This window comes from Aquabacterium sp. (assembly GCF_044226965.1).
Taxonomy (GTDB): Bacteria; Pseudomonadota; Gammaproteobacteria; order Burkholderiales; family Burkholderiaceae_C; genus Pseudaquabacterium.
Window position 1 is genome coordinate 14,952 of sequence record NZ_JBGAGA010000016.1, and the last position, 21,479, is coordinate 36,430.

A 21,479-nucleotide genomic window follows, 5' to 3' on the forward strand; every position below is an offset into this window, starting at 1 on the left:
CCTGCGCGCGCTCAGCGCGACTGCGTCGAGATCCGGATCAGCTCGGCCAGGTTGCGCGCGCCGAGCTTGGCCATCAGCCGGGCCTTGTGCACTTCCACGGTCCGCGGGCTGATGCCCAGGCGCTCGGCGATGCTGCGGTTGTCCAGTCCGGCCACGATGAGCTCGTACACCTGGCGTTCGCGCGGCGACAGTGCGCTGCCGCGCGGCGGCGTGGCCGCGGGCGTGCTGGCCAGCCCGGCCAGCGCGGCGTCGATGGCCTGCAGCAGCAGGTCGTCGTCGAAGGGCTTCTCGAGGAAATCCACCGCCGCGGCCTTGAAGGCCTGGCGCGCGGCGGCGATGTCGCCGTGCGCGGTGATGATGATCACCGGCAGCTGCACGCCGCGCTCGGCCATCACCTGCTGCATGGCCAGGCCGCTGATGCCGGGCATGCGGATGTCGGCCACCACGCAGCCCTGCCAGCGCGGCGAGAGCACGCCGAGAAAGGCCTCGGCGCTGCTGAACACCGCGGTGGCATAGCCGCGCAGGCTCAGCAGCAGTGACAGCGAGTCGCGCACCGAGGCATCGTCGTCGACGATGAACACGGTGCGCTGGTGCACGGGCGGCTCATCCATGCTCGGCTTCCGTCAGGGGCAGGCTGAAGTAGAACTTGCCGCCCGGGCCGGCCTCGGCCCACAGGCGGCCCTCGTGGGCCTCGACGATCGAGCGGCTGATCACCAGACCGATGCCCATGCCGCCCGGCTTGCTGGACGGGCGCGATTCGAACACCTGCGGCAGTTCGTCCAGGGCCAGGCCGGCGCCGGTGTCGCGCACGTCGACCACCAGCTGGCGCCCGCGCACCGCGGCGCCCACCACCACCTGCGGCTCGTCGGCGCCGGCCGGGCCCGCCGCGGCGGCGTCGATGGCGTTGGCGACCAGGTTGCGCAGCACCACCTCGATCTGCACCGCGTCGATCCACACCGCCGGCAGGCTGGCTTCGATCTCGCTGTGCAGCCCGACGCCGGCGGTCTGCGCATGCAGCGCCTGCGAGCCCAGCACCTGGGCCACGATGGTCTCGATCTGCGCCGCCTGCAGCGCGGTGCCGCGGTGGCGGAAGAAGTCGCGCAGGCGCTTGATCACATCGCCGGCGCGGTTGACCTCGGCCACCAGCTTGGCGCTGACGTCCGCGAGGCTGGGCGTGCCGGCAGGGGCTGGGGCAGCAGCATCCCGCTGCGACAGCAGTTGCGCGGCGCGGGCATAGGTGCGCAGGGCGGTGAGCGGCTGGTTGAGCTCGTGCGCCAGCGCGGCGGCCATGTCGGCCGCGGCCGCGGCATGCAGCGACGCGCGCAGGGCCTGCTCGGCCTGCTCGCGCTCCTCCACGGTGGCGCCCAGCAGCAGGCCGGTGGCGCCCAGCGCGGTGAGCAGGCGGTGCAGCTCGAACACCGTGATCGGCTGGTAGGCGGCCGACTGCACCGCGGCGAACAGCAGGCCCTGCACCAGCGCCGCGGACGCCACCGCGCCGACATGGCCGAAGCGCGCGGCACCCCAGGCCACCGGCAGGAACAGCAGGTAGAAGACCATGAACTGCTCCTCGGCGGGCCGCAGGAACACCATCCAGGCCACCACCAGCGCCGTGCCGGCCACCAGCCACCATTCCACGCTGCGCAGCATCGCCGCGAGCTGCGCGCGCCGGGTGCGGTCGGCCAGCAGGAAGACCGCCGGCAGCGAGATGATCAGGCCCACCGCTTCGCCGGTCCAGCGGCGCAGCAGCGCGAGCGACAGGCGGTCGGTGTCCAGGAAGCCGGCCGCCGCGATGGTGCCCACGTACAGCAGCGCGTCCAGTGCCGCGGCGGCGGCGGCGATCAGCATGAACGTCAGGAAGGCCTTGCGCGTGGCGATGCGCGGCAGCGGGCCGAACCAGCGGCGCAGTGCGGCGGCGGCCAGCACCACGCCGAGGGTGGCTGCCAGTGCGGCGGCGGCCTCCCACGGCGGCGGGGCCGGGCCGATGCGGGCCGCGGCGGCGCCGGCCAGGGTGCCGGCCACCAGCCACCAGGCGGACGGGTAACGCGTGAGCAGCGCGACCGACAGCGCGGCCTGCGGCTGCCAGGCGGTGATCTGCGTACCGCGCATCGGGTGCACGTAGCTCAGCCAGTCCAGCAGGAAGCACAGCACCACGTAGCCCAGCGCCAGGGCGGCCGGCGGGCCGGACAGTCGGCGGGGCAGCGAAGACGGGTCGGCTGGCGCGTTCACGCCCCGCATCATCGCCGCTGCGCCGGGTGCCGCCCGTGCGGCCCGCGAAGGCCTGCGGGATTGCCCTTACGGCACGACCCCAGGCGACCGCGGCGGAGGGCGAAACACAATCGTGTTCTCGCCCGGCGGGGGCGGTATCGGTGCCGGTTCCGTGTCGGGATCTTCGATGGAGTCGCCTTTCCGATGTCACGTCCTTTGATTGTTAGCGCACTGGTCCTCGGCCCGCTGCTGCTGGCCGCCTGTTCGAGCACGCCGACCACCGCAACCGCGCCGGTGGCGCCGACGCCGGCCACCGGCGCACAGGGGTCGCGGCCTGCCGCCACGCCCGCCACGGGGGCCACCTCGTCCGTGGCGCCGCAGACGGTGCCCGCCACGCGCAGCGACGCGAACGCGTCCGCCGGCGCCGATCGCAGCGTCTATTTCTCGTTCGATGAAGCGGCGATCTCCGGGCAATGGATGCCGGTGGTCGAGCGTCAGGGCCAGCAGCTGTCGCGCAGCGCGGCGGTGAAGGTGCGGGTCGAGGGCCATTGCGACGAGCGCGGTGGCACCGAATACAACCTGGCCCTCGGCCAGCGGCGCGCGGACGCGGTGAAGAAGGCGCTGCAGATCTACGGCGTCAAGCCTGCCCAGATCGAGGCCGTGAGCTTCGGCAAGGAGAAGCCGAAGGCCCTTGGCCACGACGAACAGGCCTGGGCGCAGAACCGGCGCGCGGACATCGTCGCGGCCGCCGGCAAGTAATCCACGAAAGGCGCGGCCCGTGCCGCGCCGATCCTGTGCCGCGGCGCGTCAGCGCGCGGCGCGCGCGCTGCGCAGGCGCTGCATCGTTTCGGCATCGAGCTGCCCGGTGGGCGGCATGCCGTTGTCCTTCTGGAACAGCTTCAGGGCCTCGCGCGTACGGGGGCCGGCCTTGCCGTCGGCAACGCCGGGTTTGTAGCCCAGTTCGGTCAGTCGCTGCTGCGCTTCGCGCACGGACATCGGCGCGTTGCTGGCCGGCATCTCGGCCGCCGGGGCTGGTGCCGGGGCAGGCTCGGGATGCGCGGCCGGCGGCGGCGCGGCAGGCGGCATCGCGTCGGCAGCGGGCGCAGGTGCCGCGCTCGGCGCGGGGGTGTCGGCGGGGGTGGCTGCAGGCGGCGCAGTGCCGCAACTGGCCAGCGCCACCGCGGCCACCAGCAGAGACATTCGGGTCAGGTAAGAGGAGCTCGGCATCGGCTGTCCGCACGGGTCATGTTGCGGCAGCATTCTTCCGGCATGGCCCGCCGGTGACCCCTGGGTAGCACCGTAAGGGCGTTCCCGGGGCGGGGTCAGCCGCGCGGCCGGGGCGGGCCGCGGCGCGCCGGCGTGGCGGGTGCGGCCGGTGCGGCGGCGCTCTCGGCCGGGGCCTCGACCTTGCGGATGCGCACCGGCTTGCGCTCGCGCGGGGCGTCTTCGGCCGGCGCCGCGCCAATGGCGGCCGCCAGGGCTTGCGCCGCCGCATCGGGGTCGGCGGCCGGCACCGTGGCATCGGCCGCGGGCGCGTCGGCCTTGATCACGGCGGTGTACGGCGCCAGCAGCTGCACCAGCTGGCCATAGACCTTCGGATTGCCGGCCACCAGCTCGCGCTGGTAGAGGAAATCGGCCTCGCCGGTGAAGTTGCCGACCAGGCCACCGGCTTCGGTGATCATCAGCGAGCCGGCAGCCATGTCCCAGGGGTTCAGGCCGGTCTCGAAGAAGCCGTCGTACCAGCCCGCGGCCACGTAGCACAGGTCCAGCGCGGCCGCGCCCGGGCGGCGCACGCCGGCGCAGGCCTGCATCACCGTCTCGAACATCTTCACGTAGCGCTGGAAGCTGTCGCCGCGGCGGAACGGGAATCCGGTGCCGACCAGCGCATCGGACAGCCGGGTGCGCCGGCTGACGCGCAGGCGCTTGTCGTTGAGGTACGCGCCGCGCCCGCGCGAGGCGTAGAAGAGGTCGTTGCGCGTCGGGTCGTAGACCACTGCCTGCTGCACCACGCCGCGGTGCGCCAGCGCGATGGACACGGCGTACACCGGGAAGCCGTGCAGGAAGTTGGTGGTGCCGTCCAGCGGATCGATGATCCAGGTGAACTCGCTGTTCTTCGCGCCATGCGCGCGGCCCGACTCCTCGGCCAGGATGCCGTGGCCGGGGTAGGCGCCGAGCAGGATCTCGATGATGGCCGCTTCCGCCGCCTGGTCGACTTCGCTGACGAAGTCGTTGGGCCCCTTGTGCGTGACCTTCAGGATGTCCAGGTCCTGCGAGCCCCGGTTGATGATCGCCCCGGCGGCACGTGCGGCCTTGATGGCGATGTTGAGCATGGGGTGCAGCTGTTGCGACATGGCAAGTCCTGGAGACGGCGACGGGAAAGGGGCAGCGGAGGGAAAGAGCGTGCGAGGCGACAATGCGCGTCCGCGAAAGCCCGTGATTTTAGCCAGCCGTGACTGCCTTGCCCGTTGATACGACACGCTTCGTGCTGATGCACACCAGCCACCCCGGCAACGTGGGCGCGGCGGCGCGGGCGATGAAGGTGATGGGCTTCGCCGACCTGGTGCTGGTGCAGCCGCGCTTTCCCGATGTGTTGAGCCAGGAGGAGACGGTGGCGATGGCGATGGGCTCGGCCGACATCCTGGCGCGTGCCCGCATCGTCGGCAGCCTGGCCGAGGCGCTGGAGGGCATCACCTACGCCTGCGCCACCGCGATGACCCCGCGCGACTTCGGCCCGCCGACCTTCGCCCCGCGCGAGCGGCTGCCGGCGCTCGCGCAGGAAGGGCAGCGCGTGGCATTCGTCTTCGGCAGCGAGCGCTACGGCCTGGCCAACGACGACGTGTACCGCTGCCATGCCTGCCTGAGCATCCCGACGCATCCGACCTACGGCTCGCTGAACCTGGCGCAGGCGGTGCAGCTGCTGGCCTATGACTGGCGCCAGGCGCTCGGCGGCTTCGACGTGCAGCCGCGCACCGCGGACCCAGAGCGTGCCACCCTGCCCGAGGTAATGGGCGCGCTCGAGCACTGGCGCGCGGCCCTGGAGGCCATCGGCTTCCTGGACCCTGCGGCACCCAAGCGCCTGATGCCGCGCCTGCAGCAACTGCTCAATCGGGCGCAGCTCACGCGCGAAGAGCTGCACATCCTGCGCGGCATTGCCCGTGCGGTCGGGCGCGGCAGCCCGCGGTGATAGCAGAAGCGCTGCCACCGCGCCCGCGCTGCGGACTTTGGCGCTGCCGCATACACTGACTCCTCAGCTTCCTTCCCCGCTCCGGTGCTGGCCGGAGCTCCGCACGGACCAACGCCATGTTCAGCCGCCTGCGAGAAGACATCGCCACCATCCGCGAGCGCGACCCTGCGGCACGCTCGACCTGGGAGGTGCTGACCTGTTATCCGGGCCTGCACGCGCTGATCTGGTATCGCATGGCGCACGCGGCGTGGGTGAACGGCTTCAAGTGGCTGGGGCGCTTCCTGTCGCATCTGGGCCGCTTCTTCAGCGGCATCGAGATCCACCCGGGCGCGACGATCGGCCGGCGCGTGTTCATCGACCACGGCATGGGCGTGGTGATCGGCGAGACGGCCGAGGTCGGCGACGAGTGCACCATCTACCAGGGCGTGACGCTCGGCGGCACCTCGCTGACCAAGGGTGCCAAGCGTCATCCGACGCTGGGCCGGGGCGTCATCGTCTCCGCCGGCGCCAAGGTGCTGGGCGGCTTCACGGTGGGCGACGGCGCGCGCGTGGGCTCCAACGCGGTGCTGCTGCAGCCGGTGCCCGCGGGTGCCACCGCGGTGGGCATCCCGGCGCGCATCGTGCAGAAGTCGGTGGATGCCGCACGCGAGGAAACGGCCGCGAAGATGGGGTTCTCGGCGTACGGCGTGACGCAGGGCACCGACCCGGTCGCGCAGGCGATGAAGGGCCTGATCGACAACGCGTCGAGCCACGAGCACCAGATCGCGCTGCTGTGGGCGGCGATCGAGAAGCTCTCGTCCGGTGCACGCGAACTGCCGGCCGCCGAATGCGTGCCGCAGGATGCCAATCGCACCGAGCAGTTCGACGCCGAGCAGCTGAACCGGCTGGTGAAGTAGCGCTCAGTCGGCAATGGCCGGCACGACACGGTCGCGCACCAGCGCGGCCGTGCGGGCGGAACTCTTGTCGGGCGACCAGTCGTCGGGATCGGTCAGCGCCACGATGACGACCTGATGGGTCGGCACGACCAGCACGAACTGGCCGCCCGTTCCAGCCGCATAGAAGCTCTTCCATCCCGGGCGCAGGCCTTCCGCGGTCCAGAACAGGTAGCCGTAGCCCAGCCGGCTGGGGCCGCGCTGGGGGAACTCGGGACCGAGGTCAGTGACGATGCTGCGCGTGGCCTCCGCCATGTATGCCGCGTCCACCAGCGGGCGTCCGCCCCAGCGGCCCTGCTGAAGCCACAGCTGGCCCAGTCGCGCCAGATCGCGCGCGCCCAGCATCAGGTTGCCGGCACCGGCGGTCTGGCCCTGCAAGGCCGGCCAAGACCAGTCGGCAATGCCCAGCGGCGCGAAGAGGGCGTCGCGCGCGAAGTCTGCCAAGGGCATGCCGAGCAGCCGGCCGAGGGCCACCGACACCAGGTGGGTGTCGAGATTGCTGTAGAGGAATCGGCTGCCGGGCGCTGCCTGCACCGGACGGCGCAGTGCCACCGCCATCACCGGGCTGTGCGGATATCGCGTGACGTAGGCGTTGTACCAGCCCTGTCGGTCACCGAGGCGTTCGAACCCGCTGCGCTGCGTCAGCAGGTCGGCCAGCCGCATGCGGGCGACCTCGGGCGCGGCGCCTCCGGCAGCGGCTTCCGCCAGGAGCGTCGGCAAGGTGCGCTCGACAGTGTCGAGCCTGCCCCGCGCAATCGCCACGCCCACCAGCGTGGACACCACGCTCTTGGTGACCGAGTGCACCGGGTGGAGGGTATGGGCCTCGAGGCCATCGCGGATGTACTCGAAGACCGGCTGGCCATGGCGCAGCAGCAGCAGCGCGCGGATGCCGGGCTCGTCGCGGGCCAGGTGGTGTCGCAGCGCCTCCAGCGCTGCGGCCGACACGCCATGGCGCGCCGGTGCATCGATCGTCCAGCCCTGGCGGTCGTCCGCGTCCACGCCGGCCGCGGCGCCATGCCCGATGCTGCTGGCGGCCAGCAGGCCCAGCGCGCCGGGGACCGACCTTCGCCGCATCGTGCGTTCGGGCCTATCGGGCCTATCGGGCCTATGGGGCCTGTCGGGTCTATCGTGCCGGCCGGATCGCCGACTTCGGGCGGAAGGCCTTGCAGACCGCCTCGTCCGTCTCGAGGTAGGGTCCGCCGATCAGGTCGATGCAATAGGGCACCGCGGCAAAGATGCCGTGCACACCTTGATCGGGCAGGCCTTGCAGCGTCTCGGCAATGGACTTCGGCTGGCCCGGCAGGTTGATGATCAGCGCCTTGCCGCGGATCACCGCCACTTGGCGCGAGAGGATCGCGGTGGGCACGAAGCGCAGGCTGATCTGGCGCATCTGCTCGCCGAAGCCGGGCATCTCCTTGTCGGCCACCGCCAGCGTGGCTTCGGGCGTCACGTCGCGCGGCGCGGGGCCGGTGCCGCCGGTGGTCAGCACCAGGTCGCACTGCACCGTGTCCACCAGCTCGCGCAGGCAGGCGCTGATGCCGGCCTGTTCATCGGGGATCAGGCGCGGCTGCCACTCGATCGGGTTGCGCAGCGCACGGCCCAGCCATTCCTGCAGGGCCGGGATGCCCTTGTCCTCGTAGACGCCGCTGGACGCGCGGTCGCTGATGGACATTACGCCGATGCGGACCGGGTCGAAGTCACTCATGGTCGTCTTCTGATGGCTCGGTTGCAGCCGTGTCGGCCTGCAGCCACGGCTTGATGAACTGGAACAACTCGCGGTAGCCGCGGCCGCTGCGCTGCTCGGGCGCCGCGGCGGCGTCCTTGCGGGCAGCACGCAACAGGCTGCGCAGGCGCTGCAGGTCCGACTGCGGGTAGCGCTCGGCCCAGCGCGTCAGCGCGGCATCGTCGGCGATCAGCTCGTCACGCCAGCGCTCGGCCTCGTGCAACTGCAGGGTGTCCTGGGCCGAGCCCAGCTTGAACGCCGCCACGGCCTCGCGCAGGGGCTGCTCATCGGCAAAGCGCATCTGCTTGCCCACGTACTGCAGCTGACGGCGCCGGCCTTCGTGGGACTTGGTGCGGCGATAGTCGAGGATGGCCTGGCGCAGGGCCTCGGGCATCTCCACCGCGGCCAGCCGGCTCTCTGGCAGGCTGGCCAGTTCTTCGCCCAGCTGCTGCAGCCCGTGCATCTGCTGCTTCAGCTGGGTCTTGCTGGGGCGCTGCGCGTCCTCGGCAGCGTTGTCGTCGATCGGGTCGGGGCCATGGGCTCGCATGGCTATGATTGTCGCCCACCTCGAATGAGCCAGCGCCCCATGTCCGGCAGCACCAAGTCCCAGGGCTTCGCGTTCACGCGCGAGCAGTTCCAGCAGATCATCGAAGACACGCTGGCCATTGCGGCCAGCATCGGCGCCAGCGATGCGGCGGCCGAGGTATCGGAGGGCGCGGGGCTGTCGGTGTCGGTGCGCAAGGGCGAGATCGAGAACGTCGAGCGCAACCGCGACAAGTCGCTCGGTGTCACGGTGTTCCTGGGCCAGCGCCGCGGCAATGCCAGCACCTCCGATTTCTCGCAGGCCGCGCTCGGGCAGACCGTTCGCGCGGCCTATGACATCGCCCGCTTCACCGCCGAGGATCCTGCGGCCGGGCTGCCCGATGCCGAGGACCTGGCCACGCACGAAGAGGCGGCGGCCGACCTCGACCTGTTCCATCCCTGGGCGGTCGACGCGGAGGGCGCGGCCGCGCTGGCGCGCCGCTGCGAAGACGCCGCCTTTGCCACCGATCGGCGCATCACCAACAGCGAAGGCGGTGCCACCTCGGCGCAGCAGTCGCACTTCTGGGCCGGCAATTCGCGCGGCTTTCGTGGCGGCTACGCCAGTTCGCGCCATTCGATCTCGGTGGCGCCGATTGCCACGATGCGCACGGCCAAGGGCCAGACCGACATGCAGCGCGATGCCTGGTACAGCTCGATGCGCGATGCGATGGAACTGGCCTCGCCCGAGGCGGTCGGGCGCTATGCGGCCGAGCGTGCCCTGTCGCGGCTGAATGGTCGCAAGATCGCGACGCGCGAGGCGCCGGTGCTGTTCGAGTCCTCGCTGGCCGCCGGCATGCTGGGCGCCTATGTGCAGGCCACCAGCGGCGGCGCGCTGTACCGTCGCGCCACCTTCCTGCTCGACAGCATCGGCCAGCAGGCGCTGGCCGCACACCTCGACCTGGACGAAGAGCCCCACCTGCGCAAAGGCAAGGCGAGCGCGCCCTTCGACGATGAAGGCGTGCGCACGCGCCGCCGCCGCGTGGTGGACGGCGGCGTGGTGCAGAGCTACTTCCTCTCCAGTTACTCGGCCCGCAAGCTGGGTCTGAAGACCACCGGCCATGCCGGCGGCTCGCAGAACCTGAAGCTCGGCAGCCGGCTGACGCAGCCCGGCGACCATCTGGAGCAGATGCTGCGCAAGCTCCACCGTGGCTTCTTCGTCACCGAGCTGATGGGGCAGGGCGTCAACTACGTGACCGGCGACTACTCGCGCGGCGCGGCCGGCTACTGGGTCGAGAACGGGCGCATCGTGCATCCGGTGCACGAGGTGACGATCGCGGGCAACCTGCGCGAGATGTTCAAGCAGATCGTCGCGCTGGGCACGGACACCTACACGATGGGCGGCAAGACGGTCGGCTCGATGCTGATCGAGCGCATGAAGATCGCCGGCACGTGACATGATTGAAACCCGCTCCGGACTTTCCCGAAGTTCAGGAAGTTTCAAGCTGCGCGGCCTAGCCTCGCGACCGGCCGCGTGGCGATCGCGGGGTTCGTGCGTTGTCGATGACCGGGGTTTCACTGTCCGTACTCGCGAGGCCGACTCCTAGAATGCCGCGCACTTCACTGCGTTTTTGCCTAGGAGATATGCATGGAACGTCGTTCCTTTGTTCGTAGCGCCGGCCTGGCTGGCGTGCTCGCAGCGGGCGTCGCCCCCGCGGTTCACGCGCAAGCCACGTTGCGCTGGCGCCTGGCCTCGAGCTTCCCGAAGTCGCTCGACACCATCTTCGGCGCGGCCGAAGTGTTCGCGAAGAAGGTCGGTGAACTCTCCGGCGGCAAGTTCACGATCTCCACCCATGCGGCCGGCGAGCTGATGCCGGCCTTCGGCGTGGTGGACGGCGTGCAGAACGCGACCGTCGAGATGTGCCACACGGCGCCGTACTACTTCTTCGGCAAGGACGAGTGCTTCGCGCTGGGCTGCGCGATTCCCTTCGGCCTGAACTCGCGCCAGATGACGGCGTGGATGATCGAAGGCAATGGCCTGAAGCTGATGCGCGAGTTCTACAAGAACTACAACATCATCAACTTCCTCGGCGGCAACACCGGCGCCCAGATGGGTGGCTGGTACCGCAAGGAAATCAAGTCGGTGGCCGACATCAAGGGCCTGAAGTTCCGGGTCGGCGGCTTCGCCGGCAAGGTGATCGACCGCATGGGCGGCGTGCCGCAGAACATCCCGGGCGGCGAGATCTACCAGTCGCTGGAGAAGGGCACCATCGACGCGGCCGAATGGGTGGGCCCGTACGACGACCAGAAGCTTGGCTTCAACAAGGTGGCCCAGTTCTACTACTACCCCGGTTGGTGGGAAGGCGGTCCGCAACTGGACTTCTTCATCAACACCAAGGCCTACGAAGGCCTGTCGGCCGAGTACAAGGCCATCATCGAGGCTGCCACCGCGGTGGCACATGTGGACATGCAGGCCAAGTACGACGCACGCAACCCGGCCGCGCTGAAGCAGCTGGTGGCCAGCGGCACCAAGCTGTTCCGCTTCCCGAAGGACGTGATGGACCTGGCGTTCAAGGAGTCGCTGGCGCTGTACAGCGACATCGGCGGCAAGAACGCCAGCTGGAAGAAGATCTACGAAGACTACTCGGCCTTCCGCCGCGACCAGAACCTGTGGTTCCGCTTTGCCGAAGCCGGCTTCGACGACTTCATGCAAGCCCAGAAGCTCTGAGCGGGAGACGCCTTCGTCGAAGAAGGCCCTTCTCCTCGAACGAAAGCCGGCCCCAGGCCGGCTTTTTTCATTGCGGCGCCTGCGTCTCCCCGCAGCAGGGCCAAAAAAAACGCGGCCCGGAGGCCGCGTTGTTCACCAGGTGAGGCCGGACTACTTCTTGGGCTCGGACTGGAGCGAGCGCTTGACCGCCTCCATCGGGTCCTCGGTCTGCTCCGGCGCGCTGGCGGCGCCCGCCGGGGCCGACGCAGCCGGCTCGTTGCCGAAGAGCTTGGCGTTGTCGGCATCCGAGTTCTGCTTGTAGTCGCTGGGCTGCACCTCCAGCTGGATGTTCGTCGTGTCGAGATCGGCCTTCTTGCCGAGACCGCCGGACACCAGGTTCGGGAACGCGATGATCAAGCCGACCATGATGATCTGGATCAGCACGAAGGGCACGGACCCCCAGTAGATCTGGCCGGTGGTGACCTTCGGGACCGTCTTGCCGGTGACGCGGTCCTTGTAGTCCTCGTGCGGCGCCACGCTGCGCAGGTAGAACAGCGCGAAGCCGAATGGCGGATGCATGAACGAGGTCTGCATGTTCACCGCCAGCAGCACGCCGAACCACACCAGGTCGATGCCCAGCTTCTCGGCCACCGGGCCGATCAGCGGCACGACGATGAACGACAGCTCGAAGAAGTCCAGGAAGAACGCGAGCACGAAGACCAGGATGTTGACGACGATCAGGAAGCCGAGCTGGCCACCCGGCAGGCTGGTCAGCAGATGCTCGACCCACTTCGGACCGTCGACGCCCTGGAACGACAGGCTGAACACCGTCGAGCCCAGCAGGATGAAGACCACGAAGCAGGAGAGCTTCATCGTCGAGTCCATCGCCTGCTTCAGCAGCTTGAGGTCCAGGCGCCTGCGCCCCAGGGCCATCAGCAGCGCGCCGGTCGCGCCCATCGCGCCGCCTTCCGTCGGCGTCGCGACGCCGAGGAAGATGGTGCCCAGCACCAGGAAGATCAGGGCCAGCGGCGGGATCAGCACGAAGGTGACGCGCTCGGCCATCTTCGATAGCAGGCCCAGCTTGAACACGCGGTTGATGACCGACAGGACAAAGGCGACACCGACGCCCACGCACATCGAGACGACGATCAGCTCGTCGGTCGGGGTCGAGTCCGGCCTCGTCTTCGCGTAGGTGATCGCCAGGCCGGTGGACGCGATGAACAGCAGCAGCAAGGAGCGCAGGCCGGCCGAGCCATTGTCTTCACGGATCGTGCGCGCTTCCGCCGGCAGCGCCGGCACGTACGAGGGCCGGAAGATTGCCACCAGCACGATGAAGCCGATGTACAGCCCCGTCAGCACGAAGCCGGGAATGAACGCCCCCTTGTAAAGGTCGCCCACGCTGCGGCCGAGCTGGTCGGCCATGATGATCAGCACCAGCGAGGGCGGGATGATCTGCGCCAGCGTGCCCGAGGCCGCGATGACGCCCGAGGCCACGCGCCGGTCGTAGCCATAGCGCAGCATGATCGGCAACGAGATCAGGCCCATCGAGATGACCGAGGCGGCCACCACGCCGGTGGTCGCGGCCAGCATCGCGCCGACGAGGATGACCGCGAAGGCCAGGCCGCCACGGATCGGGCCGAACAACTGGCCGATGGTGTCGAGCAGATCTTCGGCCATGCCCGAGCGCTCGAGGATCAGGCCCATGAACGTGAAGAACGGGATCGCCAGCAGCGTGTCGTTCTGCATGATCCCGAAGATGCGCAACGGCAGGGCCTGCATCAGCGAAGCGGGCAGCAGCCCGAGCTCGATGCCGACGAAGCCGAAGAACAGGCCGCAGGCGGCGAGCGAGAACGCCACCGAGAAGCCCATCAGCAGGAACACGATCAGGCCGGCGAACATCACCGGCGCCATGTTGGCTTGCAGGAATTCCATCATTTCGTGGCTCCCTGGGCCTCGGCCTCGGCACGCTGGCGGATCACCTCGGCAAGCTCTTCCTCGGCGGTCTTGGCTTGCTTCTTCTTGGTGGGGTCGTCGATCAGGCCCATCAGGAACGCGATGCGCTTGATGAGTTCAGAGATGCCCTGCAGCCCGAGCAGCGCGAAACCCACGGGAACCAGTGCGTATACCGGCCACCGGATCAGGCCGCCGGCATTCGAAGACATCTCGCCCGACATCTCGGCCCTCAGCACCAGGGGCCACACCAAATCGATGACCACCAGGCAGAAGGGAAACAGGAAGACGACGATGCCGAAGATCTCGACCATGATCTGCGTGCGCCGGGAGAAGCGGTGCAGGATCACGTCGATCTTGACGTGCTCCTGGCGCAGCATGGTGTAGCCGGCCGCCAGCAGGAACACCGCTGCAAACAGGTACCACTGGATCTCGAGGAAGGCGTTCGAACTAGTGTTGAATGCCTTGCGCACCGAGGCGTTGATGGCGCTGATCAATACCGCGGCCAATACCAGCCACGCGACGCTACGACCGACCAGCTCGCTGAGCCGGTCTATCCATCTGGAGAGTTGGAGGAGGAGGGACACGTTGTCTCCGTGAAAGTGAGGCAAACCTTGCCGGAGCGATTGCCTTGCGGCAAAGCCCCGACTTTCGGCGCGTACTGTACGGAGAAGGCCCTGAACGGCATCTGAATATCGATGCCGTCTAGGGAAAGCCCTGATCGGGCCGATGCGACCTCAGGGGGACTGCGTCGCAGCCATGAACAAGCGCGTCGAGCGTGCGCCCGAACGGCAGAACGCCAGCACCGGGCCCGGGAGCTCCTGCAGCAGGCGCGCCATCGTCGCAATCTCCTCGGGCGACTGGTAGGCGCCATTCACCGGCAGGTAGCGGTAGACCAGGCCGGCCGCTTCGGCCGCGGCCTGCACGCTGGCGCTGGTGGGCTGGTCGGGGCCGCCTTCGAAGTCGGGCCGGTTGTTGACCACGCTGCGAAAGCCCATGGCGGCCAGCTCGGCCATCGCGTCGGCGTCGAGTTGCGGCGCGACGCAGAAGTCCGGCGTGAGCTGTCGGATCAGGTTCGAGGTGTTGATCATGGGTGCACAGCTTACTTCGACAGCGCGGCCTTCACCGCGGCGGAGACCTGGGCCATCTCGGCCTTGCCGGCGAGGCGGGTCTTGGCCGCGCCCATCACCTTGCCCATGTCGCCCGGGCCACTGGCGCCGAGCTCGGCAACCAGCGCGTTGATCGCGGCCTGCACCTCATCGGCACTCATGCGGGCGGGCAGGTAGGCCTGGAGCACGGTGACCTCGGCGCTCTCCTTGGCCGCCAGGTCGGCGCGGCCGCCAGCCTCGAATGCGGTGATGGAATCCTTGCGCTGCTTGATCAGCTTGTCGACGATGCCGACGATGCCGGCGTCGTCCAGCGTGATGCGCTCGTCGACCTCCCGCTGCTTGATGGCGGCCATCAGCATGCGGATGGTCAGCAGGCGATCGGATTCCTTGGCGCGCATCGCGGCTTTCATGTCGTCGGCGATCTGGTCTTTCAGGCTCATGGTGGGGTGTCGGGCTGGAAAGAAAGGGGGCAGAAAGCAAAACGCCCGCTGCGGCGTCCCGCGCGGGCGTCTGGCATCAAGCGAGCTGGAAGCCGTTCAGTACAGCTTCTCGAGCCACCGAAGCTCAGTAGAGCTTCTTCGGCAGCTGCATGCTGCGGACACGCTTGTAGTGGCGCTTGACCGCGGCAGCCTTCTTGCGCTTGCGCTCGGCGGTGGGCTTTTCGTAGAACTCGCGTGCGCGCAGTTCGGTCAGCAGGCCCAGCTTTTCGATCGTGCGCTTGAAGCGGCGCAGGGCGACATCGAACGGCTCGTTTTCCTTGACGCGAATCGTGGTCATTTAACTCGTGAATCCTAAAGAATTGCGCTCGGTGTTCCTGAAGGTCTCGGCCCCAATTCCGGAACAGGGCCGGGGAATCGACACGCGGTTTGCTAGCAAAGACAGCGATTCTACTGCGATTTTTTCGCTGATGCCAAGGCGCCGGCACAAGCGGCCGCACTGGCCCAGGCCCACTGGAAGTTGTAGCCGCCCAGCCAGCCGGTGACATCGACCACTTCACCGATGAAATGCAGGCCGGGCTGGCGCCGGCTTTCCATGCTGCGTGAATCGAGCTCGCGGGTGTCGACGCCGCCGGCCGTGACCTCGGCCTTGCGGTAGCCCTCGGTGCCGCTGGGCAGCAGCCGCCACTGCGCCAGCGACTGCGCCAGGCGCTCCAGATCGCGGTCGCGCAGCTCGGGCATCGGTCGCTCGGCCGGCAATTGCTGCAGTGACAGCCAGGTGGCCGACAGGCGCTGTGGCAGGTGCTGGGCCAGCTCGTTGCCCAGCTGGCGGCGCGAGTGCAGCTTGGCCTCGCGCAGCACGGCGGCCAGGTCCTGCCCGGGGCCCAGGTCGATCTGCAGCGGTTCGCCGGGCCGCCAGTAGCTGGAGATCTGCAGCACGGCCGGGCCGCTGAGTCCGCGGTGCGTGAACAGCAGGTCCTCGGTGAAGTGGCCGGCGGCGCGGCCGCTGCCGGTGGCAATGCCAACCTCCAGCGCCACGCCGGCCAGCGGCACGAAGGGCGCCCAGTCGGCAGCGTCGAAGGTCAGCGGCACCAGCGCCGGCCGGGTCTCGACGATGCGATGGCCGAACTGCCGCGCCAGCCGGTAGCCGAAGTCGCTGGCGCCGATCTTCGGGATCGACAGACCGCCCGTGGCGACCACCAGCGAAGCGGCACGGACGCTGCCACGCGCGGTGTCGAGCTCGAAGCCGCCACCGGCGGCCGCCCGCACCGCCTGCACCGCGCAAGGCTGCCACTGCGTGACGCCGCCGGCCGCACATTCATCGAGCAGCAGGCGGATGATCTGCTCGCTGGAGTCGTCGCAGAACAGCTGGCCGCGGTGCTTCTCGTGGAAGCCGATGCCATGGCGCCGCACCAGCGCGATGAAGTCGGCGGGCGTGAAGCGTGCCAGCGCCGAGCGGCAGAAATGCGGATTGGCTGACAGGAAGTTCGCGGGGCCGGCGTCACGGTTCGTGAAGTTGCAGCGCCCGCCGCCCGAGATGCGGATCTTCTCGGCGACCTTCTCCGCATGGTCGAGCAGCAGCACGCGCAGGCCCGCCTGGCCCGCGCGGCCCGCACAGAACAGGCCGGCCGCGCCCGCGCCGATGACGACCGCGTCGAACTGCAGGACTCAGCCCTTCCAGACGAAGGGGAACTTGAACTGCTTCCAGAAGCCGTTCGGCACGTAGTCGCCGACCACGCCGTACTGGTGCGGCCATTCTCGATCGGACTGCACCGCGGTGCCGAACAGGTGGTCGAGGAAGGCGAAATGCGCGGCGTAGTTCTTGTCGATCGCCTCGTCGTCCTGCGAGTGGTGCCAGTGGTGGAAGTTGGGCGTGACGATCAGGTAGCGCAGCGGCCCCAGCCGCACGCTGACGTTGGCGTGGTTGAACACCGCCTGGAAGCCGACGATGACGATGTAGGCATCGATCACGTCCTTGCTGAAGCCCAGCACGTAGATCGGCGCGAGCACGAGGGTGCGGGTGATCAGCAGTTCCAGGATGTGCTGGCGCGAACCGGCCATCCAGTCCATGCTCTTGACGCTGTGGTGCACCGCGTGCAGCCGCCACAGCAGCGGGACCTCGTGGTACGCGCGGTGGGTCCAGTACTGCACCATGTCGGCCACCAGGATGATCAGGAACAGCCCGCCCCAGAACGGCAGGTTCTGCACCCAGCCCTGGATGCCGTCCTTCGCCGCCCAGCCGAAGAGCTTGTGCACCATCAGGTTGGTGGCCAGCAGCACGAAGCCCACCACCATGTGGTTGACGATGAAGTGGTGGAAGTCGGTCTGCCATTCGGCGCGGAACACCGGCTGTTCGCGCCGCAGCGCAAACAGCTTCTCGATGAAGATGAAGATCAGCGAGGAGCCCAGCAGGTCGAGGATGAACCAGTCCAGCCCGATGTAGGGCGTGTGGTCAGGGAAGTTGGGATCGACGTCGACCTTGTGCCCACCCAGCACGGCGGTGAGCACCACCAGCAGGAAGCCGGCCGAGGACAGCCACCGCGCCCGGCCGAACACGATGTTGAACAGCGACAGCCCGCCGGCCACCACCATCGCGGTGTACAGCAGCTTGCGCATGATCTCGACGTCGTAGCTCTTGCGCAGTTCGGGGGTGGTCAGGTACTGCGGGAAATGGAAGGCCAGCACCGCCAGGAAGCACAGGATGCCCAGGGACAACGCGATGATGCCGGTCACCATCCCGTGCCCGGGGCGGATCTCGCCATGCGATTCGGTCAGGCGGTTCAGTTTGTCCAGCGGTTCCATCGGCGGGCGGTGAGGGTCGGCAAGCCGCGGATTATCCGACCCCGGCCGTCGTGGCGCCAGGCGGACCCCCGGGCTTCGGTGGCCGCACCAGATTGGCGTTATCGGCGCCTCAAGCGCGAATTTCGCGCAATCGCCCTTCGTCCAGCCGGGCCAGCGAGCGCATCAGCAGTTCCGCCTGGCGCTCCAGCGGCGCGGGCGCCGGCTTCTCGCCGGAGGCCACTGCCTGGATGTAGACCGCGACCGTGGCCGCGTCGATGCTGCGAGGCAGCACCGGCAGTTCGGCCAGCGAGCCTTCCTGCGCCGGGCAGCCGAGGTCGGGCTGCGCCAGGCCATGCAGCCACACATCGAGCTTCGGGCAGCGCCGTGGGTCGGCCACGGCCTCGCCCTCGGTGCCGCGCAGCAGCATCAGGTCGGCCTCGGTGCGCTCGGCGAAATCCCCCATCAGCCGGCCGAACTCCGGGTGCGTGTAGCTGGCCAGGCCGAGCGCCCGCGCACCGGCGATCGGTCGCAGCAGCTTCGCGATCGTGTGGCCGGAATTGCGCAGGCCCACCACCCAGCGCACGTCGAGCAGGCGCTGCAGCGCCGGGCTGAGCGCCTCGGTGGTGGTGAAGGCCGGCTCGCGACGCCGCCAGCATTCGTGCACCGCCGCGGCGTCGTCGGCCGTCGGCAGGCCGAGCGCCTGGAAGATCTCGAAGCTGGTGACGCGGGCCGGGTCGTGGCGCGGTCCGTGCACCAGCACCCGCGCGCCTTGCTGGGCCAGGCGCATCGCCAGCAGCGGCGTCAGGTTCGGCAGCCGGCGCGCGCCGTTGTAGCTGGGGATCACGATCACCGGCCGGTCGCTGGCGATGGCCAGTGCGCGCGCCTGCACCGCGTCGAAGAAGCCCATCAGTTCGTCGACCGTCTCGCCCTTGATGCGCATGGCCAGCGCGAAGGCACCGATTTCCAGGTCGGTCACGCTGCCGTCGAGCACCTGGCCCATCAGGTCCTGCGCCTGGTCACGGTTCAATGAACGGGCGCCTTCATGGCCGCGCCCGATCTCCTTGATGTAGGCAGCGATGCCCATCTCGAAACCCCTGTTTGTCTCAGGCCGGTCCGTCGCAAGTTTCAGGCCGGCGCTGCACAGGATTCTGCGCCGGCGCTAAGCGGCCAGGGCCGTGGTATTCACCAAGCGCTTCAGCTCGGGAATGCACGAGCCGCAGTTGGTGCCGCAGCGCTGCTGCTGCTGCAGCGTGGCCAGGCGCTGCTCGGGCGTGCCACCGCAGCGCGCCAGCGTGTCGATGATCGCCGGCTCGCTGACGTTGAAGCAGCTGCAGACCTGTCGCCCGCGCGGTGCCAAGGCCACCGGGGCCTTGGCGCCGGGCTTGAGCAGCAGGCGGCCATAGGCCTGGGCCGGCACGCGGTCCTGCAGCAGGGCACGCACCCAGCCCTCGGCGGCCACGTCGCCGGCCAGCACGAAGCTGCGCAGGAAGGTGTCGGCGCCCTGGCGCTCCAGGCCCATCGCACGGCGCTGGCCCTGACGGCGATCCTCATAGCGCAGGACATCAGCGGCCAGGCGGCCCAGGCCGAGCAGCGACTCGATCTGCGGCACCACCTCGGGCGGCGGTGCATCGGCGGCAGCGGCACGGAACATCACGCCGGTCTCGGCATGGCCGAAGGGCACCACCGCCGCGTAGTCGAAGTGGCCCATCAGCGCATGCAGCTGGCCACGTACTTCGAGTGCTTGCGATTCCGGCAGCCAGGCCGCGGCCAGCAGGCCCCAGGGCAGCTCGGCCTTGAGCACCTTGATGGCGGTGTGTTTCAGCTCGGGCTGCATCGATGTCGGGCAGAACGCGGCGCTGGTCAGTGCGTTGATGCCGGTCATCGGCCGGCCCGAGGCACCGCGGCCGCCGACCACTTCGTCGCCCCAGTGCATGGCCACATGCGCCTGGGCCGGGGCGATGGCCTCGCTGGCCTGCGCCGGCAGCACGATGGAGCCGCGGCGCGAGGTCAGGTGCACCAGGTCGCCGTTGCGCAGGTTGAGCCGCGCCATGTCCTGCGGATGCAGGTCCACCGAGGGTTCCGGCTGGTGGCCGAACAGCCGGCCCAGCGTGCCGGTGCGGCTCATGCCGTGCCACTGGTCGCGCAGCCGGCCGGTGGTCAGGCTGAACGGGTAGCGCGCGTCGCGTGGTTCGGCCAGCGGCACGAAGGGCGTGTCGAAGAACTTCGCGCGGCCGTCGGCAGTGGGGAACTGCCCGTCTTCATACAGTCGGGCGCGGCCGGCTGGCGCGCCTTCGCGCAGCGGCCACTGCTGCGGGCCGGCGGAGTCGAGCATCGCGTAGCTCAGGCCGGTGATGTCGAGGTCGCGGCCGCGCGTGGATTCGCGGTGTTCGTTCCAGATCGACTCCGGGCCCTCGTAGGGGAACAGCGTAGGCTGCCCCGGCCGCAGGCGAGCTTCCAGGCGCCGCGCCAGATCGAGCACGATGGCCCAATCGTGCCGTGCCTGCCCCGGCGCGGCGACGGCCGGCCGCACGCGGCTGATGCGGCGCTCGCTGTTGGTGACGGTGCCGTCCTTCTCGCCCCAGCTGGTGGCCGGCAGCAGCAGGTCGGCATGGCGTGCGGTGGCGGTGCTGGCAAAGGCTTCCTGCACGACGACGAATTCGGCCCGTTCGAGGGCGCGCCGCACGGTGGCCTGGTCGGGCATCGACTGCGCGGGGTTGGTGCAGGCAATCCACAGTGCCTTGATCTCGCCGTCGGCGGCGGCCTGGAACATCTCCACCGCGCTCTTGCCGGGCTTGGCGGGCACGTCGGGCACGCCCCACAGGCGCGCCACTTCCGACCGGTGCTCGGGATTGGCCAGGTCGCGGTGCGCCGACAGCAGGTTGGCCAGGCCGCCGACTTCGCGCCCGCCCATCGCGTTGGGCTGGCCGGTCAGCGAGAACGGGCCTGCGCCGGCGCGGCCGATCTGGGCCGTGGCCAGGTGCAGGTTGATCAGCGCGGCATTCTTCGCGGTGCCGCTGCTGCTCTGGTTCAGGCCCTGGCAGTACAGCGACAGGGTGGCCGGCGCGGTGGCGAACCAGCGCGCGGCCTGCACGATGTCCTCGGCCTTCAGCCCGGTGGCCACCGCGGCTTCCTTCGGCGTGAACTCGCGCACGCGGGCCTTCAGCGCGTCGAAGCCGCTGGTGTGCGCGGCGATGTAGGCGGTGTCGGTCCAGCCTTCCCACAGCATCACGTGCAGCATCGCGTGGTACAGCGCGATGTCGCTGCCGGGCAGCAGCTGCAGGTGCAGGTCGGCCATCGCCGCGGTCTCGGTGCGGCGCGGGTCGACGACGATCAGCCTCTGCGCCGGGTTGGCACGGCGCGCGTCCTCGAGCCGGCGGAACAGGATCGGGTGGGCCCACGCCGGGTTGGCGCCGGTGACGAAGACGGTGGCCGCGTGCTGCAGGTCGTCATAACACGCAGGCGGCGCGTCCGCGCCCAGCGTGGCCTTGTAGCCGGCCACCGCGCTGCTCATGCACAGGCGCGAGTTGGTGTCGATGTTGTTGGTGCCGAGCAGGCCCTTGGCCAGCTTGTTGAAGACGTAGTAGTCCTCGGTCAGCAGCTGGCCCGAGATGTAGAAGCCCACGGCATCCGGACCGTGCCGCTGCACGGTGCCGGCGATGCGCTCGGCGGCCTCGGCCATCGCCCCGTCCCAGCCCACCGGCTGGGGCGGCGCCCCGCGCGCGGGCCGGCGCTGCGGCTGCAGCAGCCGCACCTGCTGCGTGATGGCCTGCGTGGCGGTGAGCGCCAGCGTGCTGCCCTTGCTGCAAAGACGGCCGAAGTTGGCCGGATGCGCGGGGTCGCCGCGCACGCCGGTGATCTGGTCACCGGTGGATTCGATGATCACGCCGCAGCCGACGCCGCAGTAAGGGCAGGTGGATCGGGTTTCGCGCATG

21 protein-coding genes are annotated in these 21,479 nt (G+C 69.5%); 5 read left to right on the forward strand and 16 right to left on the reverse strand.

Annotated elements, in window-relative coordinates:
• Window positions 1–11 precede the first annotated feature (11 nt).
• The gene (locus ACILR4_RS09570) at window positions 12–611 is read right to left on the reverse strand and encodes a response regulator transcription factor (RefSeq protein ID WP_395700620.1); all 600 of its coding nucleotides are present in this window, start codon (window positions 609–611) and stop codon (window positions 12–14) included.
• A complete protein-coding gene (locus ACILR4_RS09575) occupies window positions 604–2,226 on the reverse strand; it encodes an MASE1 domain-containing protein (RefSeq protein WP_395700621.1) in 1,623 nt (540 codons plus the stop codon). The genes ACILR4_RS09570 and ACILR4_RS09575 overlap by 8 nt, the downstream gene beginning before the upstream one ends.
• Window positions 2,227–2,409: 183 nt before the next feature.
• Here ACILR4_RS09575 and pal point away from each other — a divergent pair, with 183 nt between their 5' ends.
• Complete coding sequence (pal, locus tag ACILR4_RS09580) at window positions 2,410–2,964, forward strand: peptidoglycan-associated lipoprotein Pal (RefSeq protein ID WP_395700622.1); 555 nt, start codon at window positions 2,410–2,412, stop codon at window positions 2,962–2,964.
• Between the two features lie 48 nt (window positions 2,965–3,012).
• On the opposite strand, the gene ACILR4_RS09585 is transcribed toward pal, so the two are convergent.
• Window positions 3,013–3,432, reverse strand: coding sequence for a peptidoglycan-binding protein (locus ACILR4_RS09585; protein WP_395700623.1), 420 nt, complete (start codon window positions 3,430–3,432; stop codon window positions 3,013–3,015).
• A 95-nt stretch (window positions 3,433–3,527) separates the two neighbouring features.
• Window positions 3,528–4,556 (reverse strand): inositol monophosphatase family protein, encoded by a 1,029-nt coding sequence (locus ACILR4_RS09590; protein ID WP_395700624.1) that lies wholly within the window; start codon window positions 4,554–4,556, stop codon window positions 3,528–3,530.
• 137 nt (window positions 4,557–4,693) lie between these two features.
• On the opposite strand from ACILR4_RS09590, the gene ACILR4_RS09595 reads away from it, so the two are divergent.
• Both ACILR4_RS09595 and cysE read left to right on the forward strand, forming a co-directional pair.
• Entirely contained in the window at window positions 4,694–5,389 is a 696-nt protein-coding gene (locus ACILR4_RS09595) for an RNA methyltransferase (protein ID WP_395700625.1), read from the forward strand.
• Between the two features lie 116 nt (window positions 5,390–5,505).
• Window positions 5,506–6,285, forward strand: a complete 780-nt coding sequence (gene cysE / locus ACILR4_RS09600) for a serine O-acetyltransferase (RefSeq protein WP_395700626.1) — start codon at window positions 5,506–5,508, stop codon at window positions 6,283–6,285.
• 3 nt (window positions 6,286–6,288) lie between these two features.
• Here cysE and ACILR4_RS09605 read toward each other — a convergent pair whose 3' ends face one another.
• Genes ACILR4_RS09605 through yjgA form a run of 3 tightly spaced genes read right to left on the reverse strand, consistent with a single transcriptional unit; the run spans window position 6,289 to window position 8,591 of the window.
• Window positions 6,289–7,395 (reverse strand): serine hydrolase domain-containing protein, encoded by a 1,107-nt coding sequence (locus ACILR4_RS09605; RefSeq protein WP_395700627.1) that lies wholly within the window; start codon window positions 7,393–7,395, stop codon window positions 6,289–6,291.
• Window positions 7,396–7,444: 49 nt separating this feature from the next.
• Window positions 7,445–8,026, reverse strand: coding sequence for a molybdopterin adenylyltransferase (gene mog, locus ACILR4_RS09610; RefSeq protein WP_395700628.1), 582 nt, complete (start codon window positions 8,024–8,026; stop codon window positions 7,445–7,447).
• Entirely contained in the window at window positions 8,019–8,591 is a 573-nt protein-coding gene (yjgA, locus tag ACILR4_RS09615; RefSeq protein WP_395700629.1) for a ribosome biogenesis factor YjgA, read from the reverse strand. Before yjgA ends, mog begins: the two co-directional genes overlap by 8 nt.
• A gap of 24 nt (window positions 8,592–8,615) precedes the next feature.
• Between yjgA and pmbA the strand changes: the two genes are divergently transcribed.
• Window positions 8,616–10,019 (forward strand): metalloprotease PmbA, encoded by a 1,404-nt coding sequence (gene pmbA, locus ACILR4_RS09620; protein ID WP_395700630.1) that lies wholly within the window; start codon window positions 8,616–8,618, stop codon window positions 10,017–10,019.
• A 192-nt stretch (window positions 10,020–10,211) separates the two neighbouring features.
• On the forward strand, window positions 10,212–11,291 hold the full coding sequence (locus tag ACILR4_RS09625) for a TRAP transporter substrate-binding protein (RefSeq protein ID WP_395700631.1): 1,080 nt from the start codon (window positions 10,212–10,214) through the stop codon (window positions 11,289–11,291).
• A gap of 150 nt (window positions 11,292–11,441) precedes the next feature.
• Here the strand turns inward: ACILR4_RS09625 and ACILR4_RS09630 are convergent, their stop codons facing one another.
• From ACILR4_RS09630 to ACILR4_RS09670, 9 genes are all read right to left on the reverse strand, one after another.
• Entirely contained in the window at window positions 11,442–13,202 is a 1,761-nt protein-coding gene (locus ACILR4_RS09630; protein ID WP_395700697.1) for a TRAP transporter large permease subunit, read from the reverse strand.
• A complete protein-coding gene (locus tag ACILR4_RS09635) occupies window positions 13,202–13,807 on the reverse strand; it encodes a TRAP transporter small permease subunit (protein ID WP_395700632.1) in 606 nt (201 codons plus the stop codon). The genes ACILR4_RS09630 and ACILR4_RS09635 overlap by 1 nt, the downstream gene beginning before the upstream one ends.
• A gap of 150 nt (window positions 13,808–13,957) precedes the next feature.
• Complete coding sequence (locus ACILR4_RS09640) at window positions 13,958–14,311, reverse strand: TIGR01244 family sulfur transferase (protein ID WP_395700633.1); 354 nt, start codon at window positions 14,309–14,311, stop codon at window positions 13,958–13,960.
• 11 nt (window positions 14,312–14,322) lie between these two features.
• The gene (locus tag ACILR4_RS09645) at window positions 14,323–14,769 is read right to left on the reverse strand and encodes a GatB/YqeY domain-containing protein (protein ID WP_395700634.1); all 447 of its coding nucleotides are present in this window, start codon (window positions 14,767–14,769) and stop codon (window positions 14,323–14,325) included.
• 124 nt (window positions 14,770–14,893) lie between these two features.
• Window positions 14,894–15,106 carry a 30S ribosomal protein S21 gene (gene rpsU, locus ACILR4_RS09650; RefSeq protein WP_012346814.1) on the reverse strand — a complete coding sequence of 71 codons (213 nt, stop codon included), beginning with the start codon at window positions 15,104–15,106 and terminating at the stop codon, window positions 14,894–14,896.
• Between the two features lie 110 nt (window positions 15,107–15,216).
• Window positions 15,217–16,431 carry an NAD(P)/FAD-dependent oxidoreductase gene (locus ACILR4_RS09655; RefSeq protein WP_395700698.1) on the reverse strand — a complete coding sequence of 405 codons (1,215 nt, stop codon included), beginning with the start codon at window positions 16,429–16,431 and terminating at the stop codon, window positions 15,217–15,219.
• A 3-nt stretch (window positions 16,432–16,434) separates the two neighbouring features.
• A complete protein-coding gene (locus ACILR4_RS09660; protein WP_395700635.1) occupies window positions 16,435–17,568 on the reverse strand; it encodes a sterol desaturase family protein in 1,134 nt (377 codons plus the stop codon).
• A 109-nt stretch (window positions 17,569–17,677) separates the two neighbouring features.
• Window positions 17,678–18,631, reverse strand: a complete 954-nt coding sequence (gene ybiB, locus ACILR4_RS09665; RefSeq protein ID WP_395700636.1) for a DNA-binding protein YbiB — start codon at window positions 18,629–18,631, stop codon at window positions 17,678–17,680.
• A 75-nt stretch (window positions 18,632–18,706) separates the two neighbouring features.
• Window positions 18,707–21,478, reverse strand: coding sequence for a molybdopterin-dependent oxidoreductase (locus ACILR4_RS09670; protein WP_395700637.1), 2,772 nt, complete (start codon window positions 21,476–21,478; stop codon window positions 18,707–18,709).
• Between the last annotated feature and the right edge of the window lies 1 nt (window position 21,479).